Source organism: Brevundimonas sp. (genome assembly GCF_030656255.1).
Lineage (GTDB): Bacteria > Pseudomonadota > Alphaproteobacteria > Caulobacterales > Caulobacteraceae > Brevundimonas.
The window spans coordinates 1-18,433 of the sequence record NZ_JAUSOE010000114.1 but is presented as its reverse complement, the minus strand read 5'-3'; the positions used below and the strand labels follow the sequence as shown (position 1 = coordinate 18,433).

At 66.3% G+C, this 18,433-nt stretch carries 16 protein-coding genes; 7 read left to right on the top strand and 9 right to left on the bottom strand.

Annotation, left to right across the window (positions count from 1 at the left end; translation table 11 throughout):
* Positions 1 to 378: 378 nt before the first annotated feature.
* Positions 379 to 2,868 (top strand): exo 1,3/1,4-beta-D-glucan glucohydrolase, encoded by a 2,490-nt coding sequence (locus tag Q7J26_RS11895; RefSeq protein ID WP_304936628.1) that lies wholly within the window; start codon positions 379 to 381, stop codon positions 2,866 to 2,868.
* Positions 2,869 to 2,885: 17 nt separating this feature from the next.
* Here the strand turns inward: Q7J26_RS11895 and Q7J26_RS11890 are convergent, their stop codons facing one another.
* The 3 genes from Q7J26_RS11890 to Q7J26_RS11880 all read right to left on the bottom strand — a co-directional run bounded on the left by Q7J26_RS11890 (position 2,886) and on the right by Q7J26_RS11880 (position 7,089).
* Positions 2,886 to 4,421 carry a serine hydrolase gene (locus Q7J26_RS11890; RefSeq protein ID WP_304936627.1) on the bottom strand — a complete coding sequence of 512 codons (1,536 nt, stop codon included), beginning with the start codon at positions 4,419 to 4,421 and terminating at the stop codon, positions 2,886 to 2,888.
* Positions 4,422 to 4,758: 337 nt separating this feature from the next.
* A complete protein-coding gene (locus tag Q7J26_RS11885; RefSeq protein ID WP_304936626.1) occupies positions 4,759 to 6,099 on the bottom strand; it encodes a PAS domain S-box protein in 1,341 nt (446 codons plus the stop codon).
* Between the two features lie 189 nt (positions 6,100 to 6,288).
* The gene (locus Q7J26_RS11880; protein WP_304936625.1) at positions 6,289 to 7,089 is read right to left on the bottom strand and encodes a DUF4198 domain-containing protein; all 801 of its coding nucleotides are present in this window, start codon (positions 7,087 to 7,089) and stop codon (positions 6,289 to 6,291) included.
* A 129-nt stretch (positions 7,090 to 7,218) separates the two neighbouring features.
* Between Q7J26_RS11880 and Q7J26_RS11875 the strand changes: the two genes are divergently transcribed.
* Positions 7,219 to 7,920 (top strand): AIM24 family protein, encoded by a 702-nt coding sequence (locus Q7J26_RS11875; protein WP_304936624.1) that lies wholly within the window; start codon positions 7,219 to 7,221, stop codon positions 7,918 to 7,920.
* Positions 7,921 to 7,950: 30 nt separating this feature from the next.
* Here the strand turns inward: Q7J26_RS11875 and Q7J26_RS11870 are convergent, their stop codons facing one another.
* The 4 genes from Q7J26_RS11870 to Q7J26_RS11855 all read right to left on the bottom strand — a co-directional run bounded on the left by Q7J26_RS11870 (position 7,951) and on the right by Q7J26_RS11855 (position 11,979).
* Positions 7,951 to 9,300 carry a serine hydrolase gene (locus Q7J26_RS11870; protein WP_304936623.1) on the bottom strand — a complete coding sequence of 450 codons (1,350 nt, stop codon included), beginning with the start codon at positions 9,298 to 9,300 and terminating at the stop codon, positions 7,951 to 7,953.
* 102 nt (positions 9,301 to 9,402) lie between these two features.
* Positions 9,403 to 9,597, bottom strand: a complete 195-nt coding sequence (locus Q7J26_RS11865) for a DUF2164 domain-containing protein (RefSeq protein ID WP_304936629.1) — start codon at positions 9,595 to 9,597, stop codon at positions 9,403 to 9,405.
* 47 nt (positions 9,598 to 9,644) lie between these two features.
* The gene (locus Q7J26_RS11860) at positions 9,645 to 10,028 is read right to left on the bottom strand and encodes a hypothetical protein (RefSeq protein WP_304936622.1); all 384 of its coding nucleotides are present in this window, start codon (positions 10,026 to 10,028) and stop codon (positions 9,645 to 9,647) included.
* A gap of 61 nt (positions 10,029 to 10,089) precedes the next feature.
* Positions 10,090 to 11,979, bottom strand: a complete 1,890-nt coding sequence (locus Q7J26_RS11855; protein ID WP_304936621.1) for an ABC-F family ATP-binding cassette domain-containing protein — start codon at positions 11,977 to 11,979, stop codon at positions 10,090 to 10,092.
* A 47-nt stretch (positions 11,980 to 12,026) separates the two neighbouring features.
* Between Q7J26_RS11855 and Q7J26_RS11850 the strand changes: the two genes are divergently transcribed.
* From Q7J26_RS11850 to Q7J26_RS11835, 4 genes are all read left to right on the top strand, one after another.
* The gene (locus Q7J26_RS11850) at positions 12,027 to 12,317 is read left to right on the top strand and encodes a type II toxin-antitoxin system Phd/YefM family antitoxin (RefSeq protein WP_183195701.1); all 291 of its coding nucleotides are present in this window, start codon (positions 12,027 to 12,029) and stop codon (positions 12,315 to 12,317) included.
* Between the two features lie 14 nt (positions 12,318 to 12,331).
* Entirely contained in the window at positions 12,332 to 12,802 is a 471-nt protein-coding gene (locus Q7J26_RS11845) for a type II toxin-antitoxin system VapC family toxin (RefSeq protein WP_304936620.1), read from the top strand.
* A gap of 77 nt (positions 12,803 to 12,879) precedes the next feature.
* Positions 12,880 to 13,299 carry a nucleoside-diphosphate kinase gene (gene ndk / locus Q7J26_RS11840; RefSeq protein WP_008262562.1) on the top strand — a complete coding sequence of 140 codons (420 nt, stop codon included), beginning with the start codon at positions 12,880 to 12,882 and terminating at the stop codon, positions 13,297 to 13,299.
* Between the two features lie 123 nt (positions 13,300 to 13,422).
* Positions 13,423 to 13,623, top strand: a complete 201-nt coding sequence (locus Q7J26_RS11835) for a hypothetical protein (protein WP_054766136.1) — start codon at positions 13,423 to 13,425, stop codon at positions 13,621 to 13,623.
* Between the two features lie 76 nt (positions 13,624 to 13,699).
* Here Q7J26_RS11835 and Q7J26_RS11830 read toward each other — a convergent pair whose 3' ends face one another.
* Entirely contained in the window at positions 13,700 to 15,751 is a 2,052-nt protein-coding gene (locus Q7J26_RS11830) for a M13 family metallopeptidase (protein ID WP_304936619.1), read from the bottom strand.
* Positions 15,752 to 15,977: 226 nt separating this feature from the next.
* A complete protein-coding gene (purN, locus tag Q7J26_RS11825) occupies positions 15,978 to 16,580 on the bottom strand; it encodes a phosphoribosylglycinamide formyltransferase (protein WP_304936618.1) in 603 nt (200 codons plus the stop codon).
* A 144-nt stretch (positions 16,581 to 16,724) separates the two neighbouring features.
* Between purN and Q7J26_RS11820 the strand changes: the two genes are divergently transcribed.
* Positions 16,725 to 18,329 carry a S10 family peptidase gene (locus tag Q7J26_RS11820; protein ID WP_304936617.1) on the top strand — a complete coding sequence of 535 codons (1,605 nt, stop codon included), beginning with the start codon at positions 16,725 to 16,727 and terminating at the stop codon, positions 18,327 to 18,329.
* Positions 18,330 to 18,433 lie beyond the last annotated feature (104 nt).

Here is an 18,433-nt window from a genome sequence, read left to right as displayed (position 1 = left end):
GAGACTGCGGTGGACGGCAAGCGCACCGCGATCGGCTATGCGCCCGGCTACTACCAGGCTGTGCTGGATTGGGCGCGGACGGGGCGGTTGGGCGGCGTTTATGGCGACGGGCGTCTGCTGGCGACGCCCAGGCCGTGAAATGGGTTCGAGGTCGCCCTGCGACATCATGCGCGGGGCGATCCTGAGAACGTTCTCAAAAATGGCTTGACGGTTCGCCGCCTCCCGTTCCTTAATCCGCGCCGAAGGGCGGCGGATCGATCGCTCGGGAGCAGACGCACAGGGTGAAGGGTCGGAACGTTGTCGTTCCGCCGCGCCTGTCCGCCTGTCTTCCGATCTGTCAGACGCACGTCCTCCTGGTTCATCCTGCGAGGAAATCCGATGCGCGCGACTGTGTCCCTGATGGTTCTGGCCTTGGCCGTGAGCGGCGGCGCGCCCGCCCTAGCTCAGACGGCGGCGGTTCCCGAGGCGGCGCGGGCCAATCCCGCGCTGTGGCCCCAGGCGGCGACCCCGGCGGCGATCAGCGACGCGCGGACCGAGGCCTTCGTCACCGAGCTGATGGCCAAGATGACGCTGGAGGAAAAGGTCGGGCAACTGATCCAGGCCGACATCGCCTCGATCACGCCGGACGATCTGAAGACCTATCCGCTGGGCTCGATCCTGGCGGGCGGCAGCTCCGGCCCGTGGGGCGACGACAAGGCGACGGCGCAGAAATGGCTGGACCTGGCCCGCGCCTTCCGCGCCGCCAATGAGGCGCGCGGAGGCACGACCATCCCGCTGATCTACGGCATCGACGCGGTGCACGGGCACAACAACGTCCCCGGCGCGACCATCTTCCCGCACAACATCGGCCTGGGCGCCGCGCGCGATCCGGACCTGATCCGGCGCATCGGCGCGGCGACGGCGCTGGAGGTGGCGGTCACGGGGGCGGAATGGACCTTCGGCCCGACCCTGGCCGTGCCGCGCGACGACCGCTGGGGCCGGTCCTATGAGGGCTATGCCGAGGACCCCGAGGTCCAGCGGTCCTACGCCGGGCCGATGACCCTGGGGCTTCAGGGCGAGTTGCAGCCGGGCCGGCCGCTGTCGCCGGGCCATATCGCCGGATCGGCCAAGCATTTCCTGGCCGACGGCGGCACCTTCGAGGGCGAGGACCAGGGCGATTTCCGGGGCACGGAGCAGGAGCTGATCGACGTCCACCTGGGCGGTTATGTCCAGGCTATCGACGCCGGCGTGCTGTCGATCATGGCCAGTTTCTCGGGCTGGAACGGCTACAAGCACTCGGGCAATCCGACCCTGCTGACCGACGTGCTGCGCGGGCCGCTGGGGTTCAAGGGCTTCGTGGTGTCCGACTGGAACGCCCATGGGCAGCTGCCGGGCTGCACCAATGAGAGCTGCGCCCTGGCGGTCAATGCGGGCATCGACATGCTGATGGCGCCCGACAGCTGGAAGCCGCTGTACGCCTCGACCCTGGCCCAGGCCAAGTCGGGCGAGATCCCGGCGGCACGGGTGGATGAGGCGGTGCGTCGCATCCTGGTCGCCAAGGTCAAGACCGGCCTGTTCGAGCCGACGCGGCCGATGGAAGGCCGGTTCGAGGAACTGGCCTCGCCCGCGCACCGGGCCCTGGCGCGCGAGGCGGTGCGCAAGTCCCTGGTGCTGCTGAAGAACGACGGCGTCCTGCCGGTCCGGGCCAATGCGCGGGTCCTGGTGGCGGGGACGGCGGCCGACGACATCGGCCAGGCCTCGGGCGGTTGGACCCTGAGCTGGCAGGGGACGGGCAACTCCAACGCCGACTTCCCGCAGGGCCAGTCGATCTGGGGCGGCGTCGAAGAGGCCGTCAAGGCCGGCGGCGGGACCGCGACCCTGAGCGCGGACGGGAGCTTCACCGACAAGCCCGATGTCGCCATCGTCGTGTTCGGCGAGACGCCCTATGCCGAGTTCCAGGGCGACGTGGACAATCTGGACTATGTGCCCAGCGCGCCGCTGGAGACGCTGAAGCGGCTGAAGGCGGCGGGGATACCGACCGTGTCGGTCTTCCTGTCCGGGCGGCCGATGTGGACCAATCCGGAGCTCAATGCGTCCGACGCCTTCGTGGCCGCCTGGCTGCCGGGGACCGAGGGCGGCGGAGTCGCCGACCTGCTGGTGGGCGGGGCCGACGGCAAGCCGCGTAACGACTTCACCGGCAAGCTGTCGTTCAGCTGGCCCAAGGATGCGACGGGGACGCCTCTGAACCACGGCCAGCCGGGCTATGACCCGCAGTTCGCCTATGGCTACGGCCTCAGCTACGCCGCCCCGGCGACGGTGGGGATGCTGTCGGAAGAGAGCGGGGTCTCGGCCCAGGCGACCAATCTGGACCGGTATTTCGTCGACGGTCGGTTCGTCTCGCCCTGGAGCCTGCTGCTGAACGACGCGGGCGGGCAGACCCGGCCCGGCACGGCCAAGACGGCGTCCAGCCCGCGCAGCGGCGTCGCCTCGCGCCCGGTCGACGACCTGGCCCAGGAAAGCGGCCAACAGTTCGTCTTCGCCGGAACCGGCGCCGCCAGCGTCGAGATCTGGGGCACGCCCGTCGATCTGACGCGTCAAGCCAATGGGGCGGTGGCCCTGGGCTTCCGCTACCGCGTGGACGCCGTGCCGAGCGCGCCGGTGGCCTTCAAGCTGGGCGGCGGGGCCGTCGACCTGACCGGCCTGCTGCGCTCGGCCCCCGTCGGCCAATGGCGTGAGGCCCGCATCCCCCTGACCTGTTTCCGCACCGACGGCGGGGATCTGTCGAAGGTCGAGGTGCCGTTCCACATGGCGACCAGCGGGACGCTGACGGTGTCGGTGTCGGAGATCAAGCTGGACGCCAGCCAGACGGAGACGCGCTGTCCGGGGTGAGGACTGGTTGGGAGCCGTCAAGGCGTGGCGGCGCCCAACTCGGCGAGATGCCGCGCTGCGCTGGTGTTGGTGGGATCGAGCGCCAGGGCGCGCCGATAGTGGATGGCCGCGCCGGCGTTGTCGCCATTGACGAGGAACGCCTGGGCCAGGCTGTCGTTCGCATTGGCGCTGTCGGGATAGTGGCTCGCGACCAGCTTGAATACCTCAAGCGCGTCTCGGGCCCGTCCGGTGCTTAGCAGACGATAGCCCCAATCGTTCAGCTCCGCTTCCGGCCAGACGAGGCCGGGGTGGTTCCGTTCTATCGTGGCGGCGGCGGCTGATGCGTGATCATAACCCTGCTCCTCGAGAGCGATACGGAGAGCGGGGACGCCGGACAGGTCCAGGCCGGGCGAATAGATGGAGGCGATCTTGTCGATCATGTCTTCCGGAAAGGAGCCGGTGAGATTCGTCAGGATGACGACGCCCACTCCATCTTCAGGATACAGGAAGACGGCGGCTCGGCCGCCGCCGGTCATGCCGACTGCTCGGTGATCGCCACGCGACAGAATTTGCCATCCCAGGCCCCATTGTCCTTTCTGTCCGTCGTTGAAAGCGACTGGAGTCCAAAGGGTTTCGAGGCTCTGCTCGTTCAGGATTCGCCCATCCTGGATGGCGATCATCCATCGCGCCATGTCGCCGACGGTGCTGTTCATGCCCGAAGAGGCGCGCCTGAAAGGCAGAAACCGCTCTGAGGTTGCGGTCAGAGTGCTGGGCGTGGTGGACGCCGCCGCGCGATAGCCGGTGATCATCGGTCCGCCGAGCGTCCAGCGATAGGTCGGAGCCCTGTTCGCAATGACGGCGTAGGCGTCGCCATAGTGAGTGTCGGCCATCCCCGCGATCGCCAGTTGCGCCTCGGCCAGCGGCGCCTCCGGCGCCCGGCCCTCGATCTGGTTCACCACACGCTGGATCAGGGTGTAGTTGGTCTGGCAGTAGTGGAAACCTTGTCCAGGGGGAAAGCGGACCGGCTGGGCCAGGACCCAGGTCCAGGCCGCCGCCGCGTCGGTTTCGACCGTGGGCGCGCGCATGACGTCCGGCAGGCCGGACATGTGGCTGAGCAACTGCCGAATGGTCACGGATCGCCACGCTTCAGGCAGGTCCGTCAGATAGCGCCCGACCGGCGCCGACAAATCCAGCCGGCCTTCCTCGACCAGACGCATGGCGGCGACGCCGGTGAAGGCCTTGGTCACGGAGTTGATGGCGAAGACGGTGTCTGATGTGACCGGGGCGCCGAATTCGACGCTGGCGGTTCCGTAATGGCGTTCCAGAATCAGCCGGCCATCCTTCGCCACCGCGACGGCGAGGCCGGGGATCTGGAGCCGTTGCATCTGCATCTGAAGATAGCGATCAACCTGTTCCATCTCGCCGCCCCGTCCGACGGCGATCGGATCGGGGCGCGCCTCAGCACCGGCCGAGACCGGCAAGGCCAGAGACACGGCGATGAAGGCGATCAAAAGAATGCGCATCACGCGCAAGGATTCAGCCGGGCGGAATCCGCCCGTCGATTGGGTTTGCATGGTCATTGTCCTGAGCAGGCGGACCGCCGGGAGGTGTGGTCAGACTTGGCGGCGAGCGGAGTACTGGCGGCGGTCTTGGCGGGAAGCTGTGATTGCAAAGGTAGTCAGGGTGGTTGGCCGCATGCCAGTTAAATCGCGGTCATGGTTGGAGGAGGGGCCGCCTGAGATGGCCGCCTCCGTTTCTGCTCAGCGACGACGCCGGCGGCCAAAACACGCCCAGCGGCGGTGGCCCTGGGCTTCCGCTACAGGTGGACGCCGCGCCGTCCGGGCCAGTGCGCTTCTCTCTGTGCGGCGTGGCGGTCGACCTGACGGGGCTGCTGCGTTCGGCCTCGCGCGCTCAGACCGGCGTCTGCAGCGGGTCGAGGGGGAAGGCGATTTCGACGACCAGTCCGTCGGGCGCCCATTGGCGGGTCAGGACGCCGCCCAGCTGACGGACCACACTGGCCTTCAGGGAGGATCCGAAGCCTTCCCGGGTCGGCGGGACGACCGGCGGGCCGCCGGCTTCGCGCCACTGGAGCGTCACCTGACCCGAATTCAGCGTCCAGGTCACCGAGACACGGCCGCCGCCCTTGCTGCAGGCCCCGTATTTGTTGGCGTTGGTCGCCAGTTCGTGGAGCAGCATGCTGAGGGGCTGAACCTGTTCCGGGGAGAGGCTGACGTCCGGGCCTTGAGTCTCCACGGTGTCCTTGGGGCACAGCGCCTCCAGTTCTTCCCGGATCACATCCTCCAGTCGCCCGCCTTCCCAACGTCGACTGGCCAGGGAGGTCTGGGCGCGCGCCAGGGCGCCGATCCGTCCGGCGAGGATGTCCTTGTAGCTTTCGAGGTCGTCGGCGCGGGTCAGTCGGGTGAGCGACTGGACGACGGACAGGACGTTGCGCGCCCTGTGATCGACCTCGTTCATCAGCAACTGGCGGGCTTCCTCGCTGCGCCTCTGCTCGCTGATGTCACGCGCTTCGATGACGGTGCCGACCACCTTCGCCGCGCCGTCGTAGATCGGGCTGGCGGTGAAGGCGACGGGGTAGAAGGAGCCGTTCTTGTGAACGAAAATCTCTTCGCCTTGCGTTCCGGCCTTCTCGGGAAAGGCGCGGTCGATGGCGCACTCGGAGATGGGAAACGGAGAACCGTCCGGGTAGGTGTGATGGATGACGTCGTGAAGGGGGCGTCCGGTCGTTTCCTCAAAGGCGTAGCCGGTGAGTTTTTCCGCCGCCCTGTTCATGAATATACAGTGCTGCCGCTCATCCATGAGGAAGACGGCCATCGTCGTGTTGCTTAATATGACATCCAGCCGGGTGGCTGTTTCTCGCAGTGCAGCCTCGACGCGCTGATAGTCTGTGGTGTCTTTGATGGCGGCGTAGAAGACCGCGTCACCGCCTTCGTCAAAGAGCTGAATTTTGACGGACACATTGTATGTGCTGCCGTTCTTGCGCTTGTGGAGGGTGTCGAAGTCTAGTCTGTCGATCTCGCCGGATTGGAGAGGTTTGATCAGGCTCAGAAAATCTTCACGACTGATATGCGGCTTCAGATCCCAAGGCGTCAGGCGGGAGAGTTCTTCTGAATTGTAGCCGAGATTGTCGCGGGCGCCCTTGTTAACAAGGCGAAAGTAGAAATCTTTTGCACCGAATATATAAACTTCGCTTGCAGCTTCTTCGACGATGCGTCCAAGGCGCTCGCTGGTCACGCCAATAGATTTATTCATGACCAAATCTGCTTCCGACGGGCACACGACCTTAGATAGTCGCTCGGTCGGTGGCAATGGGCCGATGCGACCAGCAATGGCCAAGCTTTCGTCTAAAGCCGGTGATCAAGCGAGAGGGAAGTAAACGCCTCTGCGCGATCGAACTGTCCGAACAACGCCGGCCCTGTGGTCTCACCCCGCGTCGGCGATGAAGGTCAGGGTGTGGGTGTAACTGCGGTAGGGGGTGGGGGCGCCCTCCGGGGCGGGGGTGCGGTGGCGGACCTGGGTCATGTAGGCGCCGGGGGTCGAGACGCGCAGGGTCAGGACGCCCGAGGCGTCGGTGGCGGTTTCGGCCTCGATCTTCTTGCCGTCGTAAAGGCCAGCTTCGCGGAAGACGGTGACGGGGGTGTTCGCCAGAGGCTGGCCGTCGAACAGCAGGCGGAAGCTCGCGTCCTCGCCGGCGACGATCTCGTTTGGCTGGATCAGGGGCTGGAGTTCAAGACCCTGGCCGGTGGGTTTAAGGGCCGCGTCGTCGGGGGCGCCGCGCACCACATAGACCTCGGCGACGGTGATGCTCTGGACATCGACCAGTTCGGCGCCGGGCGGGGGCGGCGCATCCTCCTCGCCGACCATCTTCCAGCCGGAGGGGGTGTTGTACATCTTGGCCGCGCGGCCGGCGCGGGGGCCGGACGACAGGCGGTAGAGGCCGTCCACCGGGGTCGGGGCCTCGAACACCGCAAGGTCACGCAGATAGGTGACGGCGCTGATCGGCGTATCGCCATTGGGGCCGACGACGTGGAAGCTGTCGGAGCGCATGACCACCTCGGCGTTGAAGACATCCTCGGTGAAGGCGGCCTCGACCGTGACGTGGTCGCGCCGACCGGCGTCGAACAGGTTCGGCCGCAGATAGGGGGAGTGGGCCTGGGCCGCCCCGGCGCTCCAGACCGCCAGGACGGAGGCCAGCAGGCCGGCGTGGATGGTGGGGCGAGTCATGGGGGCGTCCTCCGCTTTCGGGCGGGGAGATAATAAGATTGAGAGTCGTTTGCAAATCATTTCAGCTTGCACGACCGATGCTTGGACGGGCAGGCTGGCGGTTCAGACATTCCCGCTTTTGAGGTTTCCATGCCCGTGAAGACCGTCGCCGAGTTCGTCGCCGCTTATAAGGAGAAGGACGTCAGCCCCGACGCCTTCGAACTGGAGAATCAATATCTGCTGGAGGTGCGGCTGAACGGGTCGGTGTGGGCCAAGGCCGGGACCATGGTGGCGCGGACCGGTCAGGTGAAGTTCACGCGTCAGGGCCTGATGGAGCAGGGCCTCGGCAACCTGCTGAAGAAGGCGGTCAGCGGCGAGGGCATGGTGCTGATGAAGGTGGAGGGCCAGGGGCGGGTCTATCTGGCCGATACGGGCAAGAAGATCACCCTGCTGCGGCTCGCTGACGAGACCATCTTCGCCAACGGCAATGACGTGCTGGCGCTGGAGACCGGCGTCAGCAACCAGATCACCATGATGAAGCGGGTCGCGGGGATGATGTCCGGCGGCCTGTTCAATGTGAAGCTGAGCGGCAGCGGCATCGTCGCCATCACCTCCCACTATGATCCGCTGATCCTCAAGGTCAGCGCGGCGACCGGACCGGTGTTCACCGATCCGAACGCCACCGTAGCCTGGTCAGGCGGCCTGTCGCCGGAGATCGCCACCGACATATCGTTCAAGACCCTGATGGGCCGGGGCTCGGGCGAGAGCATCCAGATGAAGTTCGCCGGCGAGGGCTGGGTCGTGGTCCAGCCCTATGAGGAGACCTATATGCAGGCCAGCAGCGGCGGCTGACAGCGACGCGGGCTGTCTTCGGCAGGGTCGTTATTGTTTGAGAGCGATCTTGTCGTGGCCGTCCTGATGAATCATCAGCCCGGTGACGGCCCCCGAGGCGCTGCGGATGAAGGTCACTTCGCCGCCGTCGTTTTGGCGGAAGACGTCCGCGGATGTCGGGCTCAGCGTCGAGACCGTCTCGCCCGTCAACTGACCGGTCAGCGTGTCGTTCGTCGCCGATACGGTGATCGATGAGGTCGGCGTCAGCTCATAGACGCCCACATAGGTTTGCAGGACTTCAGGCGCGACCGTGATCACCGGGTTGCTCTGGCCGCTCCCTTCGCGTGAGAGGGCGAGCAGGGCGGCGCCCAGCGCGTCCGGCGCGGGTCCGTTCAGATTGCCCAGGACGATCACCGTCATGCGGCGGTCCGGGTCATGGGCCATATAGGTGTTGAAGCCGTCGAGACCGCCCGAGTGGGCGATGGTCGTATTGCCCTGGGCCTTGGCCGCGAACACGCCGAACGCATACTGGTCACGCACGGGCGTCGTCAGCAGGGCGAGTGAGGCGGGGCTCAGCAAGCGGCCGCCGAACAGTCCCTGTTCCCACTTCAGCAGATCATGGGTTGTTGAATAGAGGCCGCCTGCGCCCTGCGGAATGCTCATGTCCCAATAGTCAGCGTTGACCACGCCCTTTGCCGATGGCGCATAACCCGAGGCCCGGCGCGGCAGGATGACGGCATTGCTGTCGTAGCCGCTCTCGCTCATCCCGAGCGGGGTGAAGAGGTTTTCGTCGAGGAAGTCGGCATAGGATTGGCCGCTGGCCTTCTCGATGACGGCGGTCAGCAGGACATAGCCGGAGTTCGAGTATTTCCGCCCTTCGCCCGGCTGGAAGTCCAGCGGATGGTCACGGAAGCGCACGATCAGGCCGTCCAACGTGACCGGCAGGGTCTTACTCGCCTGAAAGTCGTCAAAGCTGGTGAAGTTCGGCACGCCTGCCGTATGGGCCAGCAGTCGGCGCACCGTCACCTGATCCCAGGCCGGGGGCGCGTCCTGCACCCAGGTCTTCACCGGCGCGTCCAGATCCACCAGGCCCCGTTCGTTCAGAATCATGATGGCGACGGCGGTGAATTGTTTGGTCAGCGATCCCAGGCGGAACTTGGTGTCGCTCTCGTTTGGGATGAGCCACTCGCGATTGGCCAGGCCATAGCCTCGATCCAGCACGACCTGGCCGTCGCGCGCGACCAGCACCGATCCCGAGAAGGCGTCTGCGTCAGCGGAAGCCTGAACCAGCCGGTCCATGCGAGCGGCGTCCTGAGCCTGAACCGGGCCGGCAAGGGCGACGAGGGCGAGCAGGCCCGCAAGCGCGAGAGGCGCACCGGGGCGGTTGAGGGGCTTGAACACTGTTGGAACACTCCACGACGGGTCCGCCACGCCGTGACAGAAGGAGAACGCCATCTGCCGCAAGGACCGCCAAGCGTCACCTTAAGGATCGGCAACCTCCGCCTAACCGCGCTCCAGCCCATACAGGGCCTCGACGATGTCTTCGGCCTTCTGCTGGACCAGTTGCTGGGCGTCGTGGACGCCGCGATTGTAGAAGGCGCTGCCGATCTCCTTGCCGATGAAGTCCAGCAGCATCTCGGCGGGGAGCTGGCCCAGTTCCTGATCGAGTTCGCGGGCGAGGGCTGGGTCGTAGTCCAGCCCTATGAGGAACCTATATGCAGGCCAGCAGCGGCGGCTGACGATCGTCAGGGCGTGACGGGCGAGACTTCCAGGCTCAGTCTGTAGTCAGGCGCGCCGGTCACCATCCTGGCCTGTCCGCCGCGCCGGAAGGTCATGGTCGGCGACGACTTCAGATGATCGCCATGATCGATATTGATGAAGAGACCGAGTTTGGAGTCAGTGCCGTCTTCTTCAACAACCGTCAGTTCGGCGTTCAGCAGGAAGAATCCCTGGCCGTCGGACACCGATATTTCCGTCTGTCCGTCTTCCTGGATCAGGCTGCGGGCGGCGACCGTCTCGACGCCGTCGCTGACCACGGAAACTTCCAAGGCGTATCGCGCCGTTGACGGCGTCTTCACATCGGCGGGCGCCGCGACGGTGCTGAGGATGGCAAGAAGCGTGGCGAGCATGGCTGATTCCCCCGACTGATACCGACGATATAGGATGGCGGCATCACGTCGGAGTCAATGTTCACGCCACCTCGGCGAGCGCCTCTTCCGCAGCGACCCAGGCGGCTTCGGCCGTTGCGAGGTCGGCCTCGGTCTTGGCGCGAGCGCGGGTCAGGCCTTCCAGGGCCTTGGGATTGTTGATCGAGGCGGTGGCCATGTCGTCGTCGATGCGGGCGATCTCGGCGGTCAGACGGGCCATGGTCTCTTCCGCCTTCTTGACCGCGTGACGCAGGGTGGAGGGGGAGGGGCCGGATTTGCGGTCGTTTTTCTTGTCCTTGTTGTTCTGGGCGGCGGGAGCCGCCGCAGCCTCTTCCTTCTTGATCTGGCTGGGCTTGGAGACGGCGGCCTTGGCGCGGTCGAGGACGAATTTGGCGTAGTCGTCCATGTCGCCGTCATAGGGTTTCACCGTGCCGTCGGCGGCCAGCCACAGGCGGTCGGCGACCATCTCCATCAGCGACCGGTCGTGGGTGATCAGGATGACGGCGCCCGAATATTCGTTCAGCGCGTCCAGCAGGGCGCGGCGGCTGTCGATGTCCAGGTGGTTGGTCGGTTCGTCGAGGATCAGGACGTGGGGCGCATCCATCGCCACCATGTTCAGCAGCAGGCGGGCGCGCTCTCCCCCCGACAGGCTGTCGACCGTGGTCTCCTGCTTTTCATAGCCCAGGCCGAACTGGGCCAGTTTGGAGCGGCGGGCGCTTTCGGGGGCGACCGGCATGGCGCGGCGGATTATCTCAAGCGGCGTGTCGGTGGGGTCCATCGCCTCAATCTGGTTCTGGTGGAACCAGCCGACACGCATCTTCTTGTCGCGGTGCAGTTCGCCCTCGGACACGTTCAGGGCGCCGGCGATCATCTTGGCGAAGGTGGACTTGCCGGCGCCGTTGACGCCCAGCAGGCCGATGCGGTCGTCCAGGTCCATCCGCAGGTTCAGATTGCGCAGGATCGGCTTGCCCACGTCATAGCCGACATTGGCCCGCTCCAGCCGGATCAGCGGCGGCGCCAGCGGGCGCGGCGGCGAGGGCAGGGTGAAGGGGGCGACGCGCTCCTCGATGGTGGTGGCCACCGGCTGCATCTTCTCCAGCCGCTTCATGCGCGACTGGGCCTGGGCGGCCTTGGAGGCCTTGGCCTTGAACCGGTCGACGAAGGACTGAAGGTGGGCGCGTTCGGCGTCCTGCTTGGCCTTGGCGGACAACTGCAGCCGGGCCTTCTCGGCGCGGGCCTTTTCGAAGGCGTCGTAGTTGCCGGTGTAGAGGGTCAGGGTGTGGTTCGTGAGGTGCAGGATATGGGTGCAGACCTCGTTCAGCATCTCGCGGTCGTGGGAGATGATCAGGGCTGTGTGCGGGTATTTCTTCAGCCGCGCCTCCAGCCACAGGGCGCCTTCGAGGTCGAGGTAGTTGGTCGGTTCGTCGAGCAGCAGCATGTCCGGCTCGGCGAACAGGGCGGCGGCCAGGGCGACGCGCATGCGCCAGCCGCCCGAGAACTCGGACATGGGCCGGGCCTGGTTCTCCTGGTCGAAGCCCAGACCGACCAGGATTTCGGCGGCGCGCGCAGGCGCGGCGTCGGCGTCGATCTCGATCAGGCGGGCCCAGATGTCGCCCATCTCCTCGGGCTCGGCCGTCTCGAGCCGGCCCAGCAGGGTGTGGCGCTCGACGTCAGCCTCTAGAATAGTGTCGATGACGCTGACGGGGGTGGCCGGGTGTTCCTGATCGACCGAGCCGATCCGCGCGGTCTTGGGCAGGCTGATCTCGTCGCCGCCGGCCTGGAGCTCGCCCAGGATCAGTTTGAACAGGGTCGATTTGCCGATGCCGTTGCGGCCGACCAGACCGACCTTGGCGCCGGGCGGCAGGCTTACGGAGGCGTCCACGAGGAATTTGCGGCCCCAGGCGTTGAAGGTCAGGTCGGTGATCTGGAGCATGGGAGGCGCAATGGACTTTCTGACTGGTCATCTCTATATGACCAGTCATGACGTATGATCTTGTAAGCGGCGAGGTCGTCATAACGGCCACGGAGTTCAAGGCCAAGTGCCTGGACCTGCTGGATCGCGTGAACTCGGGCGAGATCCGCAGGGTTCGCATCACCAAGCGCGGCAAGGAAGTGGCGGTAGTGGCGGGTTCTGCTGCGCCAGCGGATAGAGGCGACTTCATCGGCTGGCAGGCCGGGAGCGTCAATCTGCCGGACGATCTGGACATCGATGGTCCCATCTACGACCCCGAAGTGGATGGCGTCTGTGATCCGATGAGCGGTCTGCGTTGAGCTTGAGGCCGACAATGGCCGTGGGGCGAGGGCTGGGGGCTCTGTCCAAGGCGGGGCAGGCCCAAGCTGCAATTCTGTTGGACACCAATGCGATCATTCGGGCGCAACTGGATCGCGACCTGGGATCGGAGGCGCGGGCCGCAATACAGGCCGCGCAGGCCGAAGACGGAATCCTCGTGTCTGTGGTCTCCGCATGGGAGATCGGACTGCTGGCGCGCAATCGGCAAAGCCCGACAGGGCGATTGTTTCAACCCGACGCCGCGAGATGGTTCGACAATGTCCTCAGCGCGCCGGGGGTTCGGATCGCTCCGATGAGCCACCAGATCGCGTTTGCGGCGTGGAGCCTGCCGGAGCCGATCCATGGCGATCCGGCGGATCGGCTGATGATCGCCATAGCGCGCGAACTGGATGTGCCTCTCGTCACCCGCGACCGCGCCATTCTGGACTATGCGGCCGCCGGTCACGTGCGCGCCATCGCCTGCTGATAAGACGGGCTTGGCGCGGGGGCGGGGCGTCGCTATAAGCCCGCGACCTTATTCTCCCTAACAAGAAGTCAACTCCCATGACCGAACGCACCTTCTCGATCATCAAGCCCGACGCGACCCGCCGTAACCTGACCGGCGCGATCAACGCCGTGATCGAAGGCGCCGGCCTGCGCATCGTGGCCCAGCGTCGCGTCAAGCTGTCGACCGACCAGGCCAAGAAGTTCTACGAAGTTCACGCTGAGCGTCCGTTCTACGGCGAACTGGTCGAGCAGATGACCGCCGAGCCGGTGGTCGTGCAGGTGCTGGAAGGCGAAAACGCCGTCGCCGCCTATCGTGAAATCATGGGGGCCACCAACCCCGAACAGGCCGCTGAAGGCACGATCCGCAAGCTGTTCGCCCTGTCGATCGGCGAGAACTCGGTCCACGGTTCGGACAGCCAGGACAACGCCAAGATCGAGATCGCCCAGTTCTTCACCGACGACCAGATCGTCGGCTAAGGCGCTCAAGTCGCGAGACAGCTGTTCTCGCATAGCGTGACTATATGGCCCGCGTCCGGAACCGGACGCGGGCCATTTCGTTGGGTCTGCATCGTATCTCGTAGCCTCCCCCGGAGAAGACCCATGAAGACCATCCTGAAACTGACCCCCGTCATCGGCGCCGTGGCCCTGCTGGCCGCTTGCGGCCAGACCATGGAACAACGCGCCGCCACCGGCGCCCTGGGCGGCGCCGTCGCCGGCCAGGTGGTCGGCGGCAACACCGGTTCGACCGTGGCCGGCGCCGCGATCGGCGCCGTCGCCGGTGCTGCGACCACGCCTAAGTAAGACCTTCAGTCCCAGGCTGAACAAGAAAGGCCCGGAGCGATGCTCCGGGCCTTTTTCGTTCGGGCTGTGCGACCGCCTACCAGATGCGGGCGCGGGCCTCGGGGGCGATGTACGCCTTCTGGTCGGGCGAGACGCCGAAGGCGGCGTACCAGGCGTCGATGTTGCGCGGCGAGGTGGCGGCGCGGACCGAACCCGGCGAGTGGGGATCGGTGGTCAGCTGTTCCTTCAGCGCCGCCTCGCGCGACTTCTCGCGCCAGACCTGGGCCCAGCCCAGGAAGACGCGTTGGTCGCCGGACAGGCCGTCGATCACCGGGGCCGGCTGGCCGTTCAGCGACTTGTGATAGGCGTCCAGCGCCAGCAGCAGGCCGCCCAGATCGGCGATGTTCTCGCCCATGGTCAGGTCGCCGTTGACGTGAACGCCGGGCAGGGGCTCCAGCGAGTTGTAGATGTCGCCCAGCACCTTGGCGCGCGCTTCGAACCGGGCGGCGTCTTCGGGCGTCCACCAGTCGCGCAGTACGCCGTCGCCGTCGGACTTGCGGCCCTGGTCGTCGAAGCCGTGGGTGATCTCGTGGCCGATGACCGCGCCGATGCCGCCGTAGTTGACCGCTGGGTCCGCGTTCGGATCGAAGAAGGGCGCCTGAAGGATGGCGGCAGGGAAGACGATCTCGTTGCGCGGCGGGTTGTAATAGGCGTTCACCGTCTGGGGCGTCATGCCCCATTCCAGCGGATCGACCGGCTGGCCGATCTTGCCGCGCTGATACGCCCATTCGAACGCCGAGGAGCGTTCGACATTGCCGTACAGGTCGTCGGCGGTCAGTTCGAGACCGTCATAGGACCGCCACTTGTCGGGATAGCCGATCTTCACCCCGAACTTCGACATCTTGTAGAGGGCCTGCTCGCGGGTCGGCTCGCTCATCCAGTCCAGAGTCTTCAGCCGTTCGGTCATGGCCGCGCGGATGTTGTCGACCAGGGTCTCCATCTGGGCCTTGGACGAGGCGGGGAAGTGCAGGCGCACATATTCCTGGGCCAGGACCTCGCCCAGCTGGCCGTCGACCAGGGCCACGCCGCGGTTCCAGCGCGGACGGTTCTCGGGTTGGCCGCGCAGGGTCTTGCCGCGGAACTCGAAGCGGGCGTCGACGAAGGCCTTGGACAGATAGGGGCTGGCCTGATCAACGATCTGGGTGGCTTCCCACGCCTTCAAGGTCTCGATCGGGGTGTCGGCGAAGACCTGGGCGATGCCTGGGATTGCCGTGTTCTCCATCAGGATCAGGGTGTCGAGGTTTCCGACCTGGGCGCCGTCGAGGAAGGCGCTCCAGTCGAAGCCGGGGGCCAGGGTGGCCAGGTCGGCGACCTTGCTGGGGTTATAGAGCTTGTCGATCTGGCGACGCTCGACCGTGGTCCAGTGCTTCTCGGCGACCTTGGTCTCGAAGGCCAGGATGTCGGCGGCGCTCTGGGCCGGGTCGGTCCAGCCGATGGCGGTCAAGGTCTGGGTCAGATAGGCCAGATAGGCTTCGCGCTGGGCGGCGAAGTCCGGCTTCAGATAATAGTCGCGGTCGGGCAGGCCCAGGCCGCCCTGGGCCAGATAGGCCGAGTTGATGTTCGGGTTCTGCAGGTCCTCAAACACGGCGACGCCGAACAGGGAACCGCCGAAGCCCGAATGGCTGGCGCCCATCAGGCGGGCCATGGCGGCGTGGTCGGAGACGGCCTTCACGGCGGCCAGGTCGGCGGCCATGGGCGCGGCGCCCAGCTGTTCGACGCGGGCCTCGTCCATGAAGCTGGCGTAGAGGGCGCCGACCTTCTGGGCGTTGGCGTTGGTCGGATTGGCGGCGCTGGTCTCGATGATCGACTTCAGTTGGGCCTGGGCGGTCTCGTACAGGACGTCGAACGGACCGAAGCGCGACTTGTCGGCCGGGATCTCGGTGGTGCGGAGGTATGTGCCGTTCGCGTATTCGTTGAAGTCGTCGCCCGGCTTGACGCTGGTGTCGCGACCGGCGAGGTCGAAGCCCCAGGCGCCGAAGGAGGCGGGGGCGCCGTGCGCCCCATGCGAATGGTCCTGGGCTGAGGCGCCGCCTGTCAGGGCGACCATGATACAGGCCGAGCAGGCGGCCATCAGACGAATACGTTGCATGAAGAGGATGGGTCCGGTTTGAATCGGCCGCACCTTCGCGCCGGTGCGACGCGCTGTCGCATGACGTTTTTGTAATCTTCGCCACATCAATTCCGCTCATCCCCGCGAAAGCGGGGACCCAGTGCTTTAGGCGCACCGAAGCGTCCATCTAGCAAACACAGGCATCCGCTCTCATGACAGAACTGGGTCCCCGCTTTCGCGGGGATGAGCGGGAAAAGGCAGCGGGTTAGGCCCGCCCCAACTCGCGGCAGAACGCGCCCAGCACCTGCGGATAAAGCCGATGCTCCGCCGTCTTGACCCGTTCGGCCAGGCTGGCGGGCGTGTCGCCGTCGATGATCGGCACGCGGGCCTGGCCCAGGATCGGGCCTTCGTCGACGCCTTCGGTGACCAGGTGAACGGTGCAGCCGGCCTCGGCGTCGCCGGCGGCAATGGCGCGGGCGTGGGTGTCGAGGCCGGGATAGAGGGGCAGCAGGCTGGGGTGGATGTTCAGCATCCGGCCGTCCCATGCGCGCACCAGCCAGGGCGTCAGAATTCGCATATAGCCGGCCAGGGCGATGACTTCGACGCGCGCGGCGCGCAGGGCCTCGTCCACCGCCCGCTCGTGTGCCTCGCGGTCCTTGCCGAACGGCTTGTGCGGGATGGAGACCGTTTGGACGCCCTTGGCCGCCGCGATGGCCAGGCCGCCGGCGCCGTCGATGTTCGACAGGACCAGGGCGACTTCATAGCCGCTGTCGGCGACCTGACCGGCGTCGATCAAGGCGGCCATGTTGGAGCCGGTCCCGGAGATCAGGACAGCGACGCGGACGTGAGAAGCGGCTGGGGACGACATGGCCGCCCCCATGGCGGGGCAGGCGACGCTTGGCAAGGATCAAACACGATCCGCTCTTGTTGTCCGCCGTGTTCGGACGTTACCGTGTAACGCCGCCCATCCGACGAGGGGTCCTGAGGGGCGGCGCGTACAGGGGATTATCGCATGAAGAGATTGATCTGCCTCGCGGCCATGGCCGCGATGCTGGGCGCGCCCGTGGCGTCCTTCGCTCAGGAGAGCGGTTCGAACAACGGCGCCAGCGGCGGCGGCGCGATGCGCTCGGCGACCGACCGGTTCCGCAACGCCAACGCCGAGGCGATCGAGAAGGACTGGGCGCGCGCGCCGGTCGAGGAGGCCGAGGTCACGACGGCCCATTCGGTCAACGCCCATGGCAAGACCTTGCGGTACCACGCGACGGCGGGGACCCTGACGATCCGCGACGACGCGGGCATGCCGACCGCCAGCCTGTTCTACACCGCCTATACGCTGGACGGTCAGCCGCTGGGGACGCGGCCTGTGACCTATCTCTATAACGGCGGGCCGGGCTCGCCGACGGTGTGGCTGCACATGGGGTCATTCGGGCCGATGCGGGTTCAGACCGATGAGCCGACGGTGGTGCGGCCCGCGCCCTTCGCTTTTGGCCCCAACGACATGACCTTGCTGGACCAGACGGACCTCGTCTTCATCGATATGGTAGGGGCGGGCTTCTCGCGGCCTTTGGGCGAGACGCCGGGTTCGGCCTTCTGGGGCGTGGACCAGGACGCAGACGCCTTCGCCCGCGCCATCATGCGCTACACGACCAAGTTCAGCCGCTGGTCCAGCCCGAAATACATCATCGGCGAATCCTACGGCACCCTGCGGACCGGCGCCGTGGCCTTCCAATTGGAAGATCGGGGCATGTCGCTGAACGGGGTGGTGCTGCTGTCCTCGATCATGAACTACGGCGTGCGCCAGCCGGGCTATCCGCAGAATTTCGTGACGCTGCTGCCGACCTATGCGGCGACGGCCTGGTATCACCGCAAGCTGGCCCATCCGGCGGCGACGGTGGAGGAACAAGTTCAGCGGGCGCGCGACTTCGCGCTTGGTCCCTACGCCTCTGCCCTGGCCAAGGGACATATGATCACGGACGCCGAACGCGCCGACATCGTGCGTCAGATGAGCGAACTGACCGGCCTGTCGCCCACCTTCATCGACAACGCCAATATGCGGGTCGAGCTGAGCAGTTTCCGCAAGGAGCTGCTGCGTGACCGGCGCCAGACCATCGGGCGGCTGGACACCCGCTATCTGGGCCTGGACGACGACGCCTCAGGCGACTCGCCCGAGGACGATCCGTCCAGCTCGGCCGTGACGGGGGCCTATTTCGGCATCTTCCGCGACTATGTGGCCAATGAGCTGAAGTACGACACCGATGTCGAATACCGGATGTCGGCGCGAGGCCTGCCGGGCTTCAACTGGAACTGGAGCCACCGTCCGCCGGTCGGCGGCCCGCAGACGACGCCGAACACAGCGGTCGATCTGGCCACGGCGATGCGGCGCAATCCCTATCTGAAGGTGATGGCGCTGAACGGCTATTACGACGCCGCGACGCCCTTCTTCTCGACCGAGTTCGACCTGGCGCAGATGATGCTGGAGCCCAGCCTGAGGCCGAATCTGGAGTTCACCTACTACGAGGGCGGGCACATGATGTACCTGAGTCATGAGGCCCTGGTGAAACTGCACGCCGACCTGTCGCGCTTCTACAGCGAAACGGCGAACGGCGGGGTGCGGTAAAGCAATCCACTCGTCACCCTCGGGACAAGCCCGAGGGTGACGGGTTGGGATCAGGCCGCTTCGAGCTGTCCGCAGACGAAGGCGACTTCGCCCGCGTTGAGAAG